The sequence below is a fragment of the Aliihoeflea sp. genome, from assembly GCF_052435475.1.
In the GTDB taxonomy this organism is placed as follows: Bacteria; Pseudomonadota; Alphaproteobacteria; order Rhizobiales; family Rhizobiaceae; genus Aliihoeflea.
Genome location: NZ_JBQVMV010000001.1, coordinates 256,198 through 270,838, shown reverse-complemented (window position 1 = coordinate 270,838; position 14,641 = coordinate 256,198). Strand labels below are relative to the sequence as shown.

At 65.0% G+C, this 14,641-nt stretch carries 15 protein-coding genes; 10 read left to right on the top strand and 5 right to left on the bottom strand.

Annotated elements, in window-relative coordinates; translation table 11 throughout:
- Positions 1 to 31: 31 nt before the first annotated feature.
- The 4 genes from fabF to fabD all read right to left on the bottom strand — a co-directional run bounded on the left by fabF (position 32) and on the right by fabD (position 3,540).
- Positions 32 to 1,294: a beta-ketoacyl-ACP synthase II gene (gene fabF, locus ACT6QU_RS01325; protein ID WP_444563058.1), complete on the bottom strand. Its 1,263-nt coding sequence runs from the start codon at positions 1,292 to 1,294 to the stop codon at positions 32 to 34.
- Between the two features lie 52 nt (positions 1,295 to 1,346).
- Positions 1,347 to 1,583, bottom strand: coding sequence for an acyl carrier protein (locus tag ACT6QU_RS01320; RefSeq protein WP_024586204.1), 237 nt, complete (start codon positions 1,581 to 1,583; stop codon positions 1,347 to 1,349).
- A 258-nt stretch (positions 1,584 to 1,841) separates the two neighbouring features.
- Positions 1,842 to 2,579, bottom strand: a complete 738-nt coding sequence (gene fabG, locus ACT6QU_RS01315) for a 3-oxoacyl-[acyl-carrier-protein] reductase (protein WP_444563057.1) — start codon at positions 2,577 to 2,579, stop codon at positions 1,842 to 1,844.
- A 19-nt stretch (positions 2,580 to 2,598) separates the two neighbouring features.
- Positions 2,599 to 3,540 (bottom strand): ACP S-malonyltransferase, encoded by a 942-nt coding sequence (gene fabD / locus ACT6QU_RS01310; protein ID WP_444563056.1) that lies wholly within the window; start codon positions 3,538 to 3,540, stop codon positions 2,599 to 2,601.
- 355 nt (positions 3,541 to 3,895) lie between these two features.
- On the opposite strand from fabD, the gene rpsF reads away from it, so the two are divergent.
- From rpsF to ACT6QU_RS01260, 10 genes are all read left to right on the top strand, one after another.
- On the top strand, positions 3,896 to 4,381 hold the full coding sequence (gene rpsF / locus ACT6QU_RS01305) for a 30S ribosomal protein S6 (RefSeq protein ID WP_444563055.1): 486 nt from the start codon (positions 3,896 to 3,898) through the stop codon (positions 4,379 to 4,381).
- Positions 4,381 to 4,629, top strand: a complete 249-nt coding sequence (rpsR, locus tag ACT6QU_RS01300) for a 30S ribosomal protein S18 (RefSeq protein WP_002963610.1) — start codon at positions 4,381 to 4,383, stop codon at positions 4,627 to 4,629. Before rpsF ends, rpsR begins: the two co-directional genes overlap by 1 nt.
- A gap of 199 nt (positions 4,630 to 4,828) precedes the next feature.
- A complete protein-coding gene (gene rplI, locus ACT6QU_RS01295) occupies positions 4,829 to 5,443 on the top strand; it encodes a 50S ribosomal protein L9 (protein ID WP_444563054.1) in 615 nt (204 codons plus the stop codon).
- Positions 5,444 to 5,586: 143 nt separating this feature from the next.
- Positions 5,587 to 6,843 (top strand): class I SAM-dependent methyltransferase, encoded by a 1,257-nt coding sequence (locus ACT6QU_RS01290; RefSeq protein WP_444563053.1) that lies wholly within the window; start codon positions 5,587 to 5,589, stop codon positions 6,841 to 6,843.
- Positions 6,844 to 7,032: 189 nt separating this feature from the next.
- Positions 7,033 to 8,523 carry a replicative DNA helicase gene (locus tag ACT6QU_RS01285; protein WP_024586210.1) on the top strand — a complete coding sequence of 497 codons (1,491 nt, stop codon included), beginning with the start codon at positions 7,033 to 7,035 and terminating at the stop codon, positions 8,521 to 8,523.
- Positions 8,524 to 9,702, top strand: coding sequence for an alanine racemase (gene alr / locus ACT6QU_RS01280; RefSeq protein ID WP_444563052.1), 1,179 nt, complete (start codon positions 8,524 to 8,526; stop codon positions 9,700 to 9,702).
- A 174-nt stretch (positions 9,703 to 9,876) separates the two neighbouring features.
- The gene (gene radA / locus ACT6QU_RS01275; RefSeq protein ID WP_024586212.1) at positions 9,877 to 11,271 is read left to right on the top strand and encodes a DNA repair protein RadA; all 1,395 of its coding nucleotides are present in this window, start codon (positions 9,877 to 9,879) and stop codon (positions 11,269 to 11,271) included.
- A 51-nt stretch (positions 11,272 to 11,322) separates the two neighbouring features.
- Positions 11,323 to 11,865, top strand: coding sequence for a CvpA family protein (locus tag ACT6QU_RS01270; protein ID WP_444563051.1), 543 nt, complete (start codon positions 11,323 to 11,325; stop codon positions 11,863 to 11,865).
- A 56-nt stretch (positions 11,866 to 11,921) separates the two neighbouring features.
- A complete protein-coding gene (gene purF, locus ACT6QU_RS01265; protein WP_444563050.1) occupies positions 11,922 to 13,394 on the top strand; it encodes an amidophosphoribosyltransferase in 1,473 nt (490 codons plus the stop codon).
- Between the two features lie 12 nt (positions 13,395 to 13,406).
- On the top strand, positions 13,407 to 14,138 hold the full coding sequence (locus tag ACT6QU_RS01260; RefSeq protein ID WP_444563049.1) for an SDR family NAD(P)-dependent oxidoreductase: 732 nt from the start codon (positions 13,407 to 13,409) through the stop codon (positions 14,136 to 14,138).
- Here ACT6QU_RS01260 and ACT6QU_RS01255 read toward each other — a convergent pair.
- Positions 14,135 to 14,638, bottom strand: coding sequence for an OsmC family protein (locus ACT6QU_RS01255; protein WP_444563048.1), 504 nt, complete (start codon positions 14,636 to 14,638; stop codon positions 14,135 to 14,137). The two genes, ACT6QU_RS01260 and ACT6QU_RS01255, sit on opposite strands and share 4 nt — an antisense overlap.
- Positions 14,639 to 14,641: the final 3 nt, after the last annotated feature.

Genomic DNA, 14,641 nt, shown 5'->3' with positions numbered 1-14,641 from the left:
TTTGCGCGCGCAAAACGCCTGACGGGAGCGATCAGCCGTTATAGCGCTGGAAGACGAGCGATGCGTTGGTGCCGCCGAAGCCGAAGGAGTTCGACAGGGCGACATTGATCTCGCGCTCGCGCGGCTTGTGCGGGACGAGATCGATCTCCGTCTCCTTCGACGGATTGTCGAGATTGAGCGTCGCCGGCGCGATGTTGTCGCGGATGGCGAGGATGGAGAAAATCGCCTCGGCCGCGCCGGCTGCGCCGAGCAGATGGCCGATCGACGATTTGGTCGAGGACATCGAGATTTTCGACGCCGCATCTCCGACCAGGCGCTCGACGGCGCCGAGCTCGATCGTGTCGGCCATGGTCGAGGTGCCGTGCGCGTTGATGTAGTCGACGTCGGACGGCTTCAGCCCGGCGCGCTTCAGCGCCATGGTCATGCAGCGGAATGCGCCGTCGCCGTCTTCCGACGGGGCGGTGATGTGATAGGCGTCGCCCGACAGGCCGTAGCCGACCACTTCCGCATAAATCTTGGCGCCGCGCGCCTTGGCGTGTTCGAGCTCTTCCAGAACGACGACGCCTGCGCCCTCGCCCATGACGAAGCCGTCACGGTCCTTGTCGTAGGGGCGCGAGGCCTTTTGCGGCGTGTCGTTGAAATCGGTCGAGAGGGCCTTGCAGGCCGAGAAGCCGGCGATCGACAGCCGAGTGATCGGCGATTCCGCGCCGCCGGCCAGCATCACGTCCGCGTCGCCGAAGGCGATCAGGCGGGCCGCGTCGCCGATGGCGTGTGCGCCGGTCGAGCAGGCGGTGACGACCGCATGGTTCGGCCCCTTGAGGCCGTGGCGGATAGACACCTGGCCGGAGACCAGGTTGATGATGTTGCCGGGAATGAAGAAGGGCGAGATGCGGCGTGGGCCACGTTCCTGAAGGATCAGCGCGTTTTCCGCGATGCCCTCGATGCCGCCGATGCCCGAGCCGATCATGACGCCGGTGGCATTCTGGTCTTCGGTGCTGGTCGGCTTCCAACCGGAATCGGCAAGTGCGAGTTCGGCCGCGGCGACGCCATAAAGGATGAAGTCGCCGACCTTGCGCTGTTCCTTCGGCTCCATGAACGCGTCAGGATCGAAGGCGCCTTCCTGCGACATGTCGCGCGGGATCGGCATGGCGATCTTGCAGGGCAGATCGCTCGTCTCGAACTGGTCGATGGGCCGCGCAGCGCTTTTGCCGGAAAGAAGCTCTTTCCAGCCATGTTCAACACCGACGCCGAAAGGCGACAGAAGGCCAAGGCCCGTGACGACGACGCGTCTCATTGGCCGTCCTCCCTCAAAATCGTGAACATGTTTCCGCTGCGCGGCAATCGGATCAGGCGGTTGCCTTCTCGATGAACTTGACGGCGTCGCCGACCGTCAGGATCGTCTCGGCGGCATCGTCCGGGATTTCCACGCCGAATTCTTCCTCGAAGGCCATGACGAGTTCGACGGTGTCCAGGCTGTCTGCGCCCAGATCGTCGATGAAGCTCGCGCCTTCCGTGACCTTGTCGGCTTCGACGCCAAGGTGTTCGACGACGATCTTCTTGACCCGTTCTGCGGTATCGCTCATTTCGAAAAACCCTCGAGTTTGTGGTTTGCGTATGGTGTTCGGTCTTCGTTAGCCGCCCGATAGCGGCTAATCAAGCTTTAAGATGCCTTCAAATCCGGCGGGCGGCATACTGTTCCATTGCGGTGGGGAACGAGGTTGCATTGCCCCGTACCGGCGGCAATTGCGGCCCGATTACACGACTTCCGGGCCGGTTCCAAGGCGAAAGCGTACGCTTTTCGGTTGAAAAGAGCCCGCTCGCACCGTTTCCCGCGAAGACGATCAGATCATCGCCATGCCGCCATTGACGTGCAGCGTCTGGCCGGTGACGTAGCCGCCGGCGTCCGAGGCGAGGTAGATGACGGCGGCCGCGATGTCGTCGCCCTTGCCCATCTTCTTCATCGGGATCGCGCCCATGATCGCCTCGCGCTGCTTGTCGTTCAGCTTGTCGGTCATGGCCGATTCGATGAAGCCGGGGGCAACGCAATTGACCGTGACGTTGCGCGTCGCGATCTCCTGCGCCAGCGATTTGGAAAAGCCGATCAGCCCGGCCTTGGAGGCGCAATAGTTCGCCTGGCCCGGATTGCCGGTCACGCCGACGACGGAGGTGATGTTGATGATGCGGCCGGAACGGCGGCGCATCATCGGGTGCGTCAGTTCGCGCGTCAGGCGGAAGACGGCGCCCAGATTGACGTCGAGCACGGAATCCCAGTCCTCGTCCGACATGCGAACGAACAGGCCGTCGCGGGTGATCCCGGCATTGTTGACGAGAATGTCGGCGCCTTCGAGGTCCGCCTCGGCCTTCTTGCCGAGTTCCTTGACGGCTTCGCGGTCCGACAGGTTTGCAGGGAAAATCTTGACGCGATCGCCCAGTTCGCCCGCCAGCGCCTCGAGCTTCTCGACGCGGGTGCCGTGTATGCCGACGGTGGCGCCGGCCGCGTGCAGCGCGCGGGCGACCGCCTCGCCGATGCCGCCGGTCGCGCCGGTGACGAGGGCCTTCTTTCCAGTCAAATCGAACATGTGCTTCCTTTCGGATGTATCAGGCCAGATTGGCGAGCGCGGTCTCGACATCCTGCGGCGTCGTGATCGACACCGGGGTCAGGTCGCGGTTGATGCGGCGGGCAAGGCCGGAGAGGACCTTGCCGGTACCGACTTCATAAAGCGTCGTCACGTCGTTCGCGGCGAACCACTCGATCGTCTCGCGCCAGCGCACCTGGCCGGTGACCTGCTCGACGAGGCTGTTGACGATCGCATCGGGATCGGTGAGCGGCGAAACGGTGACGTTGGCGACGACGGGCACGACCGGCGGCTTCTTGTCGACCTCGCCGAGCGCGACGCGCATCGCGTCCGCCGCCGGCGACATCAGCGCCGAATGGAACGGGGCGGAAACGGGGAGCATCAGCGCGCGCTTGGCGCCCTTTTCGGTGGCGATGCGGGCGGCTTCGGTCACCGCGTCTTTCGAGCCGGATATAACGAGCTGGCCGCCGCCATTGTCGTTTGCGATCTGGCACACACCCTTGGCTGACGCCTCTTCGCAGGCCGCCTGCACGACATCCTGCTCCAGGCCGATGATCGCCGCCATGGCGCCCTCGCCGACCGGAACGGCCGCCTGCATGGCGTTGCCGCGCGTGCGCAACAGGCGCGCCGTGTCGGCGACCGAGAACATGCCGGCGGCGCAAAGGGCGGAATATTCGCCTAGCGAATGACCTGCGACATAGGCGATTTTCGACTTCATGTCGAAGCCGCGCGCTTCCATGGCGCGGATCGCGGCCATCGAAACGGCCATCAGCGCCGGCTGCGCGTTGGCGGTCAGGGTCAGCTTTTCTTCCGGCCCTTCCCACATCAGAGTGGAAAGCTTTTCGCCCAGCGCCGCATCGACCTCGTCGAACACCGCGCGCGCCTCGGGAAAGGCGTCGGCGAGATCCTTGCCCATGCCGACCGACTGGCTGCCCTGCCCCGGGAAGGTGAATGCAATCGCCATGGCGCGTCTCCTCTGGTCGTCCGGTCCGTATTCGTGGCAAAGCGTGTGGCGCAGGCGGGGCCGCAAAGTCAAGGCTGGCGGGCAAATGGCGTCCCACCGGAGCCCGAGCATTGCATCCCGGCGAAGATGGTGTATATGAGCCGCACTCTGCCGGTCCTAGCTGGGGGCTGAACGGAGGGCCATGCGCGTTTTTCGATAAGAATTGCACATGAATGAAGGCCAGGTGCCTTCGGCCTCCCGTGTCTCCGCTCTCGACCGTCTCGACCACAGCCTTTCCGCCCGCCTCGCGGGTGAGAGAAGTTGATGAGGCTTTAGCCGCTGGCGCCGCGCAGGGAAACGAAGAAAGGCAAATAACATGGCACTTTACGAACACGTGTTTCTTGCCCGCCAGGACCTCTCCGCGCAGCAGGTCGATGCCCTCGTCGAACAGTACAAGGGTGTCATCGAAGCGCATGAAGGTTCGATCGGCCGGGTCGAGAACTGGGGCCTCAAGTCCCTCACCTACCGCATCAACAAGAACCGCAAGGCCTACTACACCTTGATGGACATCACCGCCCCGGCGGCTGCTATCCAGGAGATGGAACGCCAGATGGGTCTGTCGGAAGACGTCCTGCGCTTCATGACCATCAAGGTCGAGGCGCATGAGGAAGGCCCGTCCGCGATGATGCAGAAGCGCGACGACCGTGGTGATCGCGGCGATCGCGGCCCGCGCGGCGACCGCTTCGGCGGCGACCGCGACCGTGGCCCGCGCGATCGTGACGATCGTGGTCCCCGTGGCGATCGCGACGATCGCGGCCCGCGCCGCCCGCGCGAAAACCAGGCTGAAGGAGCTGGCGCATAATGGTCGACATCAACCAGATCCCGACGCGCCGGCCGTTCCACCGCCGCCGCAAGACCTGCCCGTTCTCCGGCGCCAACGCTCCGAAGATCGACTACAAGGACGTCAAGCTCCTGCAGCGCTACATTTCCGAGCGCGGCAAGATCGTGCCGTCGCGCATCACGGCCGTCAGCCAGAAGAAGCAGCGCGAGCTCGCCAAGGCGATCAAGCGCGCCCGCTTCCTGGGCCTCCTGCCCTACGTCGTGAAGTAAGCATCTTCGTCGGAGGCGGCCTGCCGCCTCCGACGTCCCTCCCGTCATGTTCGGCATTACGGCGAGACGAGAATTTCCGAGTTGGAGCGCACCGCTCCTAACTGCCAACCGGCAGGACAGCGCCCGAAGACGCCGCATGCGGCTCTTCCTTCCTGTTCCTGCCCGCCGGACGACCGGCGCGAAGACAAGGAACAGTGACATGGACGTCATCCTGCTTGAACGTATTTCCAAGCTCGGCCAGATGGGCGAGACCGTGAAGGTGAAGGCCGGGTTCGCCCGCAACTTCCTTCTGCCGCAGGGCAAGGCGCTGCGCGCCAACGAAGCCAACAAGAAGAAGTTCGAAGGCCAGCGCGCGCAGCTCGAAGCCCGCAACCTCGAGCGCAAGAACGAAGCCCAGCAGGTCGCCGACCAGCTCGATGGCAAGACCTTCGTGGTCGTCCGTTCGGCGGGCGAAACCGGCCAGCTCTACGGTTCGGTCTCCACGCGCGACATCTCCGACATCGTGACCGCCGACGGCTTCTCGGTCGGCCGCAACCAGGTCGAACTCAACCAGCCGATCAAGACCATCGGCCTGACCAACGTCGCCATCGCGCTTCACCCGGAAGTCGAAGTGACGATCACGCTCAACATCGCGCGTTCGGCCGATGAAGCCGAGCGTCAGGCCCGCGGCGAGACGCTCGATTCGGCCGAAGCCATCTATGGCGACGACATCAACGAGAACGCCCGCCCCGACGCCTTCTTCGATCCGGAAGCGGACTACGAAGACGACGGCGAAGGCGAAGAAGCTGCCGGCGACGAGGGCGAGGAGCGCTAAGCTCCCCGTCATCAGCGCGAACTTTCAGGAACGCCCGGACCTCTGGTTCGGGCGTTTCGCATTGGTGGACCGATGGACGGCCTTCAAATCGCGGCGATCTTCCCTTACGGTAGAAGGATCGTGTCGAACCTCTTGGTCCTGCGATGTTCTGGGTGCTGAAACGTCTCGGCCGCCGGCTCGTCAGAACCGGAAACCTGCTCGTGACGGATGCGCGTGGCGAGCAACACCGGTTCGGTGACGGCTCGGGAACGCCGATCCACATTGCGATCCGCACGCGCCTTGCGGAACGCGCCATCTCCCTCAACCCCTCGCTTGCCGTGCCCGAGGCCTATATGGCCGGCGATCTGGATTTCGTTGAAGGCGACCTGATCGACTTCGTGCGCCTCTCCTACGCCAATCTCGACGTCGCCTACGCCAAGCTCGGCACGCTGAAGGCTGCCGAAACCGGGCGGCGGCTCGCCAAGCGCATCCACCAGTGGAACCCGGCGCCGCGCTCGCGCGCGAACGTCAAGCATCACTACGACCTTTCAGGCGAACTCTACCGGCTCTTCCTCGACGACGACATGCAGTATTCCTGCGCCTATTTCGAGCGGTCGGACATGTCGCTCGACGCGGCGCAGTTTGCCAAGAAACGACACCTGGCAGCGAAGCTCGCCATGCGGCCGGGCCTTGGCATCCTCGACATCGGCTCGGGCTGGGGCGGGCTCGGCATCTATCTCGCGCAGGAATTCGACGCGGACGTCCTCGGCGTCACGCTTTCGGACGAGCAGCACAAGGTCTCGACCGACCGCGCGCACCGGCTGGGGCTGGAGCGGCACGTCCATTTCGAGATACGCGACTATCGCAGCCTGCAGGAGCGGTTCGACCGGATCGTCTCGGTCGGCATGTTCGAGCATGTCGGCGTCAACCACTACCGCGCCTTCTTCGACACCTGCGCCAAGCTTCTGAAGCCCGACGGCGTCATGGTGCTGCACGCGATCGGCAGGTCCGGACCGCCGACGGCAACGGCGCCCTTCATCCGCAAGCATATCTTCCCCGGCGGCTATATTCCCGCACTGTCGGAAGTGCTGCCCTCGATCGAGCGGTCGGGGCTGATGGTGACCGACGTCGAAATCCTGCGGCTGCACTATGCCGAGACAATCCGACACTGGCGCGAGCGGTTCGCGGCCAATCGCGAGCGCGCCAAGGCGCTTTACGACGAGCGCTTCTGCCGGATGTGGGAATTCTACCTCGCCGCCTCCGAAGGCGCGTTCCGCTGGCAGGATTTGATGGTGTTCCAGATCCAGATGACCCGGCGCAACGACACGTTGCCGCTGACTCGCGACTACATGGTCGAAACCGAGCGCGTGCTTGCGCACGAACCCGCCCCGCCAAAACAGCGGCGACGGCGCAAAGCCTAAAACTTTAGCGGCCTGTTGCGCGCTTGCACATGTCAATCACCGATCGTGTTTGGCCGCGTACAGGCTGTGAAGTAATGTTGATCTTGCGATTCGCCGTTGGTCCGTTCGGGCAGTCGCGCTAGACACTCGTCACCCAGCCGCGATTCACGTTTCTCGTCCCGTCCGGCGCATCCGACAGATGGACATGGAATGGCCGAAGCCGCTCGCAAGCTCGCACCCGTCGAGACCCCGCTCTATCGCGAAGCCCCGAACAATATCGAGGCCGAACAGGCGCTGCTCGGCGCGGTGCTCGTCAACAACGACGCCTTTTACCGGGTCTCGGACTTCCTCAAGGCCCAGCATTTCCACGAGCCGCTGCACCGCAAGATCTTCGAGGTCGCGGGTGAACTGATCCGGATGGGCAAGATGGCCAATCCGGTGACGCTGAAGACCTTCCTGCCGGCCGAGGAGAAGGTCGGCGAGATGACCGTCTCGCACTATCTGGCACGGCTCGCCGCAGAAGCCGTCAACGTCATCAATGCCGCCGATTACGGCCGCGCGATCTACGATCTTGCCACGCGCCGCGCATTGATCACGGTCGGCGAGGACATGGTCAACATCGCCTATGACGCGCCGGTCGACATGTCGCCGGCCGCGCAGATCGAGGATGCGGAGCGGCGCCTGTTCGAACTGGCGGAGACCGGCCGCTACGATGGCGGTTTCGAGAGCTTTTCCGACGCTGTGAAGACCGCGATCGACATGGCCGCCGCCGCCTATCAGCGCGACGGGCATCTGTCGGGCGTCTCCTCCGGCCTGCGCGACCTCGATGGCAAGATGGGCGGGCTGCAGCCGTCCGATCTGATCATTCTTGCCGGTCGTCCCGGTATGGGCAAGACGTCGCTCGCAACCAACATCGCCTTCAACATCGCCCATGCCTATGAGCCGGAGATGCAGGCGGACGGCTCGTTCAAGGCGAAGAATGGTGGCGTCATCGGGTTCTTCTCGCTCGAAATGTCGGCCGAGCAGCTTGCGACGCGTATCATTTCCGAGCAGGCCGAGGTGCCCTCCTCCAAGATTAGGCGCGGCGACCTGACCGAGGCCGACTTCGAGAAGCTCGTCGGCTGCACGCAGACGCTGCAGAAGATTCCGCTCTTCATCGACGCGACCGGCGGCATCTCGATCGCGCAGCTTTCCGCGCGCGCCCGGCGACTGAAGCGTCAGCGCGGGCTCGACGTGCTCGTCATCGACTACGTCCAGCTCATGCAGGGCTCGTCCAAGGCGTCGGCGCAGAACCGCGTGCAGGAAATCACCGAGATCACGACCGGGCTGAAGTCGCTGGCCAAGGAACTCAACGTCCCGATCATCGCGCTCTCCCAGCTCTCGCGTCAGGTCGAAAGCCGCGACGACAAGCGGCCGCAGCTTTCCGACCTTCGCGAATCGGGCTCGATCGAGCAGGATGCGGACGTGGTGCTGTTCGTCTATCGCGACGAATATTACCTCAAGAACAAGGAGCCCGAGCGCAACACGCTCGAGCATCAGGAGTGGGAGACGAAGCTGAACGAGGTTCGCGGCAAGGCCGAAGTGATCATCGCAAAGCAGCGCCACGGCCCGACGGGCACCGTTTCGCTCTCCTTCGTCGGCGAATTCACCCGCTTTGCCGACCTCGCAGAGGAGCATCACCTTCCCGAGCGGTTCGAATAGTTGGCGTTCTTCGCAGCGAATCCGGCTGACATCGATCCGCGCATCTGCGGCGGCCGGCTGTCGATCGACGTCGAGGCGCTGGCGGCGAATTACCGCCTGCTGGCGGCGAAGGCGCGACCTGCGCGCGTCGCGGGTGTCGTCAAGGCGAACGCCTATGGGCTCGGCATCGAGGTGGTCGCGCCGGTGCTTTGGGCCGAGGGCTGCCGCGTCTTCTTCGTCGCGCTGCCGCAGGAAGGCATGGCGCTGCGCAAGCTCCTGCCCGAAGCCGACATCTATGTCCTCGCCGGCCTGTTCGAGCCACACGCGGCGCAGGCCTATCGCGAGACGCGGCTGATTCCGGTGCTCAACGACGAGGCCGACATCTCGCTATGGGAGGCGTATGGCTGGGATGCGCCGGACGGGCCGCGCCCTTGCGCGCTGCATGTCGACACCGGCATGAACCGGCTCGGGCTGAGCGGTCATCAGGTCACGCGATTCTTCCACGAGAACAAGCTGACGCGGGCGCTGACGCCGCGGCTCGTCATGAGCCACCTCGCATGCGCAGACGAGCCCGCGTCCCCCGCGAACCAGCGCCAGCTCGAATCATTCCAGTCGGTTGAGCGGCTCTTCAAAGGCGTCGTTTCAAGCCTGGCGAACTCCGCCGGGACGTTTCTTTCGGGCGACTATGCGTTCGACATCGTGCGGCCCGGCATCGCGCTTTATGGCGGTGCGCCGCAGGCAGGGCTCGCGAACCCGATGCGGCCGGTCGCCACCGTCGAGGCGCGGATCGTGCAGGTACGCGCGGCGAAGGCCGGCGAGACCGTCAGCTATGGCGGTACGGTGACGCTGGCGCGCGACACGCTGATTGCCGTCGCCGCGGTGGGATATGCGGATGGGCTTCATCGCGCGCTTTCGGGCTCGGGCGTGCCTTTGCGGGAGGCGCGGGCTGACGGCGGGCATGGCTTCATAGCCGGGCAGCGCGTGCCGATCCTGGGGCGGGTGACGATGGATCTGACGCTGTTCGACGTGACCGATCTCGGGCCGGGTGCCGTAGGGCACGGCGACTGGATCGAGTTGTTCGGGGCGAACATTCCGATCGACGAGGCGGCGGCTGCGGCGGGGACGATTGCGTATGAGTTGCTGACCTCGCTCGGGGGGCGGTATTTGCGGCGGGTGGTGCATGGGGAGCGCCATCGATGAAGGTTTGCGCTCGACGTTGGCCCCCTCTGTCCTGCCGGACATCTCCCCCGCGAGGAGGGAGATCACGCGGTGTCGGCGACGAGACTAATCTCCCCCCATGCGGGGGAGATGTCCGGCAGGACAGAGAGGGGCGCCGTAGAGCACAAACCGAGCAGATTTCGGGAATGCCCTCGAATGGCTAAATCCCGCACCCAGTTCATCTGCCAGAATTGCGGCACCGTGCACACCCGATGGGCCGGCAAATGCGATGCTTGCGGCGAGTGGAACACGCTCGTCGAGGAAGGCTCCAATTCCGGCATCGGTGCGGGTCCGGGCTCGCTGCGCTCCTCACGCAAGGGCCGCATCGTCGCGCTGACGACGCTGTCGGGCGAGATCGAGGAGGCGCCGCGGATCTCGACCGGCATCAGCGAGCTCGACCGGGCGACGGGTGGAGGGTTCGTGCGCGGGTCGGCGCTGCTCGTCGGCGGCGATCCGGGGATCGGCAAGTCGACGCTGCTGACGCAGGCCGCCGCTGCACTCGCGCGCCGGGGCCATCGCATCGTCTATGTATCGGGCGAAGAGGCGGTGGCGCAGATCAGGCTGCGCGCGCAGCGGCTGCATGCGGCAGACACGAGCGTGGAACTCGCCGCCGAAACCAATGTCGAGGACATCCTCGCGACGATTTCCGAGGGCAAGCGGCCGGACCTCGTCATTCTCGATTCGATCCAGACGCTCTGGACCGACCTCGCGGATTCCGCGCCCGGCACGGTGACGCAGGTGCGTGCATCCGCGCAGGCCATGATCCGCTATGCCAAGTCGACCGGCTGCGCGATCGTGCTCGTCGGCCACGTCACCAAGGACGGGCAGATCGCGGGGCCGCGCGTCGTCGAGCACATGGTCGACGGTGTCCTCTATTTCGAAGGCGAAGGCGGTCATCACTACCGCATCCTGCGCACCGTGAAGAACCGCTTCGGGCCGACCGACGAGATCGGCGTCTTCGAGATGTCCGACAAGGGCTTGCGCGAGGTTTCCAACCCGTCCGAGCTGTTCCTCGGCGAGCGTTCGACCAAGGCGCCGGGCGCCGCCGTCTTTGCCGGCATCGAGGGCACGCGGCCGGTGCTCGTCGAAATCCAGGCGCTGGTCGCGCCCTCGCCGCTCGGCACGCCGCGGCGCGCGGTGGTGGGGTGGGACAATTCGCGCCTGTCGATGATCCTTGCGGTGCTCGAAGCGCATTGCGGCGTCAGGTTCGCCCAGCATGACGTCTATCTCAACGTCGCGGGCGGCTATCGCATATCCGAGCCCGCGGCCGATCTTGCGGTCGCGGCGGCGCTCGTTTCCTCGCTCACCGGACTTGCCCTGCCTGCCGATTGCGTCTATTTCGGCGAAATCAGCCTTTCGGGGGCTATCCGGCCTGTCGCGCATGCGCAGCAGCGCCTCAAGGAAGCCGAAAAGCTGGGCTTTGCTCAGGCCGTCATGCCGCAGACGAGCGAAGAGGCGAGCAAGGGGGCGAACGGGCGTTTCGCGCAGCTTTCGCAGCTTGCCGATCTCGTCGTGCGCATCGCCGGCAGGCGCAAGCCGCAGGACGATTAGGAATTGGAACGAGCCGGTAGGCAGAGCCGCCGGCAGGTGAACGGAGCTTCAATGCCGATTACGCTGCTGGACGGAATTCTCGTCGGCTTCACCCTCGTTTCGGCGATGCTCGCCATGGTTCGCGGCTTCTCGCGCGAAGTGCTGTCGATCGCGTCCTGGGTCGCGGCGGCCGCGGCGGCATTCTACTTGCATCCGCTTCTGGTGCCTTACGTCGCGCCCTATATCGACAATGCGCAGCTCGCGCTCTTCGCGGCTGCAGCCATCGTGTTCTTCATTGCGCTGATCATCGTCACCGTGATCACCATGAAGGTGGCGGATTTCATCATCGACAGCCGCGTCGGCGCGCTCGACCGCACCCTCGGCTTCGTCTACGGCGCCGCGCGCGGCATCCTGGTCGTCGCCGTCGCCTTCCTGTTCTTCTCGTGGCTGGTCGGCTCCAACCAGCCGGGCTGGGTCGCGGAAGCCAAGTCGCGGCCACTGCTCGAAGGCATCGGCACCTGGCTCGAGGGCGTGCTGCCCGACGATCCCGAAAATTCGCTGATCGATCGGCTCGGCACGAGCGACGACGAGACACCGCCGGCTACCGGCAACTAGATGATCACGCGGCGCCTTTTGGCGCCGCTTCCCTTCGTTCTGAAAGGCGAGATGCCATGGCAGACGCAGACGATACCCCGTTCTCCTCCGGGGGCGACGACCGCTTTCACGACGAATGCGGCGTGTTCGGTATTTTCGGCCGTCAGGACGCGTCGGCCATCGTGACGCTCGGCCTGCACGCGCTCCAGCATCGCGGGCAGGAAGCCGCCGGCATCGTCTCCTATGACGGGACGCAGTTCCATGTCGAACGGCATATCGGCCTGATCGGCGACACCTTCACCAAGCAGTCCGTGATCGACAGCCTGCAAGGCTCGCGCGCCATCGGCCATACGCGCTACGCGACGACTGGCGGCTCGGGCCTGCGCAACGTGCAGCCCTTCTTCGCCGAACTCGCAGATGGTGGGCTCGCCGTCGCGCATAATGGCAACATCACCAATGCGATGACCGTGCAGCGCCGGCTGCAGAAGGAAGGCTCGATCTTCTCGTCGACCTCCGACACCGAAACCATCCTGCACCTGATCGCCACGTCGAAGGAGCGCGACACGAATTCGCGCTTCATCGAGGCGGTGCGCCAGCTCGAAGGCGCGTTCTCACTCGTGGCGCTGACGTCGAAGAAGATGATCGGCTGCCGCGACCCGCTCGGCATCCGCCCGCTGGTGCTCGGCGATCTCGACGGCGCCTACATCTTCGCTTCGGAAACCTGCGCGCTCGACATCATGGGCGCGCGTTTCGTCCGCGACCTGAAGCCCGGCGAGATGGTGGTCGTGACGACCAAGGGGCTGGAAAGCTTCTTCCCGTTCGAGCAGGTGAAGCCGCGCTTCTGCGTCTTCGAATATGTCTATTTCGCCCGGCCGGATTCCTCGGTCGAGGGACGCAACGTCTATGACGTGCGCAAGCAGATCGGTGTCGAATTGGCGCGCGAAAGCCCGGTCGTGGCCGACATCGTCGTGCCGGTTCCCGATTCGGGCACGCCGGCGGCGATCGGCTTTGCGCAGGAGGCCAAGCTTCCGTTCGAGCTCGGCATCATCCGCAACCACTATGTCGGCCGCACCTTCATCCAGCCATCCGATTCGATCCGCCACATGGGCGTCAAGCTCAAGCACAACGCCAACCGCCGCATGATCGAGGGCAAGCGCGTGGTGCTCGTCGACGATTCCATCGTGCGCGGCACGACCAGCCAGAAGATCGTGCAGATGGTGCGCGATGCGGGTGCGCGGGAAGTCCACATGCGCATCGCCTCGCCGCCGACCCGCGCCTCGTGCTTCTACGGCGTCGACACACCGGAGACGGCCAAGCTTCTCGCCAGCCGCATGTCGGTAGAGGAGATGGCCGAGTTCATCCGGGTCGATTCGCTCGGCTTCCTGTCGATCGACGGGCTTTACCGCGCGGTGGGCGAGCCTGCCCGCGACAACGAGCAGCCGCAATTCTGCGACGCTTGCTTCACCACGCAATACCCAACGCGCCTGACCGATCTCGACGGCGTCGACAACGTTCGCACGCTCTCCCTGCTTGCGAACAACGGGCAATAACAGACGGAAAAGATGACGGAAAAGCTCGACCTTCAAGGGCGCGTCGCGCTCGTGACCGGCGCCTCGCGCGGCATCGGCTACCATGTCGCCAAGGAGTTGGCCGCGGCCGGCGCACATGTGATCGCGGTCGCGCGGACCGTCGGCGGACTGGAAGAACTCGACGACGAAATTCAGGCGGCCGGCGGACAGGCGACGCTCGTTCCGCTCGACCTGATGGACATGCCCGGCATCGACCGGCTCGGCGGAGCGATCTTCGATCGCTGGGGCAAGCTCGACATCCTCGTCGCCAATGCTGGCATTCTCGGCATAATCGCGCCGATCGGCCATGTCGAGGCGAAGGTTTTCGACAAGGTGATGGCGACGAACGTGACCGGCACGTGGCGGCTGATCCGCTCGGTCGATCCGCTCCTGAGGAAGTCCGACGCCGGCCGTGCTATCGTGATGACATCCGACCTTGCCGCGCATCCGCGCGCCTATTGGGGACCGTTCGCGGCATCCAAGGCCGCCGTCGACGCGATGGTCAAAAGCTGGGCGCTTGAGACGCAGAACTCGGCGCTGCGCGTCAATCTCGTCGATCCCGGCCCGACGCGCACCGCGCACCGCGCACTCGCCATGCCCGGCGAAGACCCGAAGACCATCCCGCACCCCTCCGAGATCGCCGCGCGGATCGCGGCGACGGTTTCGCCGAACGTCAGCGAGACGGGGCGGCTGTTTTCGGTGCGCGAGAACCACTTTCTCGATTAAGCCGCCGTGACGGTCAGTTCCGGCTTGGTGTTGATCGTCTGGAAGACGACGCAGTAGCGCTCGGTCAGTTTCAACAGCGCGTCGATGCGCTCCTGCGGTTCATCGGTGTCGAGATGGAAATTGAGACGGATCGACTGGAAGCCGACCGGCGCATCCTTCGCGACGCCGAGCGTGCCGCGGAAATCGAGATCGCCTTCGGCTTCGACCGTCGCATTGCCGAGCCGGAATTCGAGCGCGGTCGCGACGGCCTTCAGCGTGACGCCGGCGCAGGCGACGAGCGCTTCGAGGAGCATGTCGCCGGAGCACAGCTCAGCGCCAGAGCCGCCGGTGGCCGGATGAAGCCCGGCCATTTCGAGCGCCCTGCCCGTCTCGACCTTGCAGGCGATCGACTGGTCGTCGAGCGTGCCCCGCGCCTTGAGCGTGACGATGGCGGCCGTCGCATCGTCCTTGTAGCGGGCCTTGAGCGGCGCCTGCAGGGTCTTCAGTTCCGTCGAATCCATGAC

Excerpts from the sequence above, each read along its gene's own strand:
- fabF (WP_444563058.1), bottom strand. The coding sequence starts at position 1,294 with ATGAGACGCGTCGTCGTCACGGGCCTTGGCCTTCTGTCGCCTTTCGGC.
- rpsF (WP_444563055.1), top strand. The coding sequence starts at position 3,896 with ATGGCACTTTACGAACACGTGTTTCTTGCCCGCCAGGACCTCTCCGCG.
- ACT6QU_RS01260 (WP_444563049.1), top strand. The coding sequence starts at position 13,407 with ATGACGGAAAAGCTCGACCTTCAAGGGCGCGTCGCGCTCGTGACCGGC.
- radA (WP_024586212.1), top strand. The coding sequence starts at position 9,877 with ATGGCTAAATCCCGCACCCAGTTCATCTGCCAGAATTGCGGCACCGTG.
- fabD (WP_444563056.1), bottom strand. The coding sequence starts at position 3,540 with ATGGCGATTGCATTCACCTTCCCGGGGCAGGGCAGCCAGTCGGTCGGC.
- ACT6QU_RS01255 (WP_444563048.1), bottom strand. The coding sequence starts at position 14,638 with ATGGATTCGACGGAACTGAAGACCCTGCAGGCGCCGCTCAAGGCCCGC.
- ACT6QU_RS01290 (WP_444563053.1), top strand. The coding sequence starts at position 5,587 with ATGTTCTGGGTGCTGAAACGTCTCGGCCGCCGGCTCGTCAGAACCGGA.
- ACT6QU_RS01320 (WP_024586204.1), bottom strand. The coding sequence starts at position 1,583 with ATGAGCGATACCGCAGAACGGGTCAAGAAGATCGTCGTCGAACACCTT.
- ACT6QU_RS01270 (WP_444563051.1), top strand. The coding sequence starts at position 11,323 with ATGCCGATTACGCTGCTGGACGGAATTCTCGTCGGCTTCACCCTCGTT.
- rplI (WP_444563054.1), top strand. The coding sequence starts at position 4,829 with ATGGACGTCATCCTGCTTGAACGTATTTCCAAGCTCGGCCAGATGGGC.
- ACT6QU_RS01285 (WP_024586210.1), top strand. The coding sequence starts at position 7,033 with ATGGCCGAAGCCGCTCGCAAGCTCGCACCCGTCGAGACCCCGCTCTAT.
- rpsR (WP_002963610.1), top strand. The coding sequence starts at position 4,381 with ATGGTCGACATCAACCAGATCCCGACGCGCCGGCCGTTCCACCGCCGC.
- purF (WP_444563050.1), top strand. The coding sequence starts at position 11,922 with ATGGCAGACGCAGACGATACCCCGTTCTCCTCCGGGGGCGACGACCGC.
- fabG (WP_444563057.1), bottom strand. The coding sequence starts at position 2,579 with ATGTTCGATTTGACTGGAAAGAAGGCCCTCGTCACCGGCGCGACCGGC.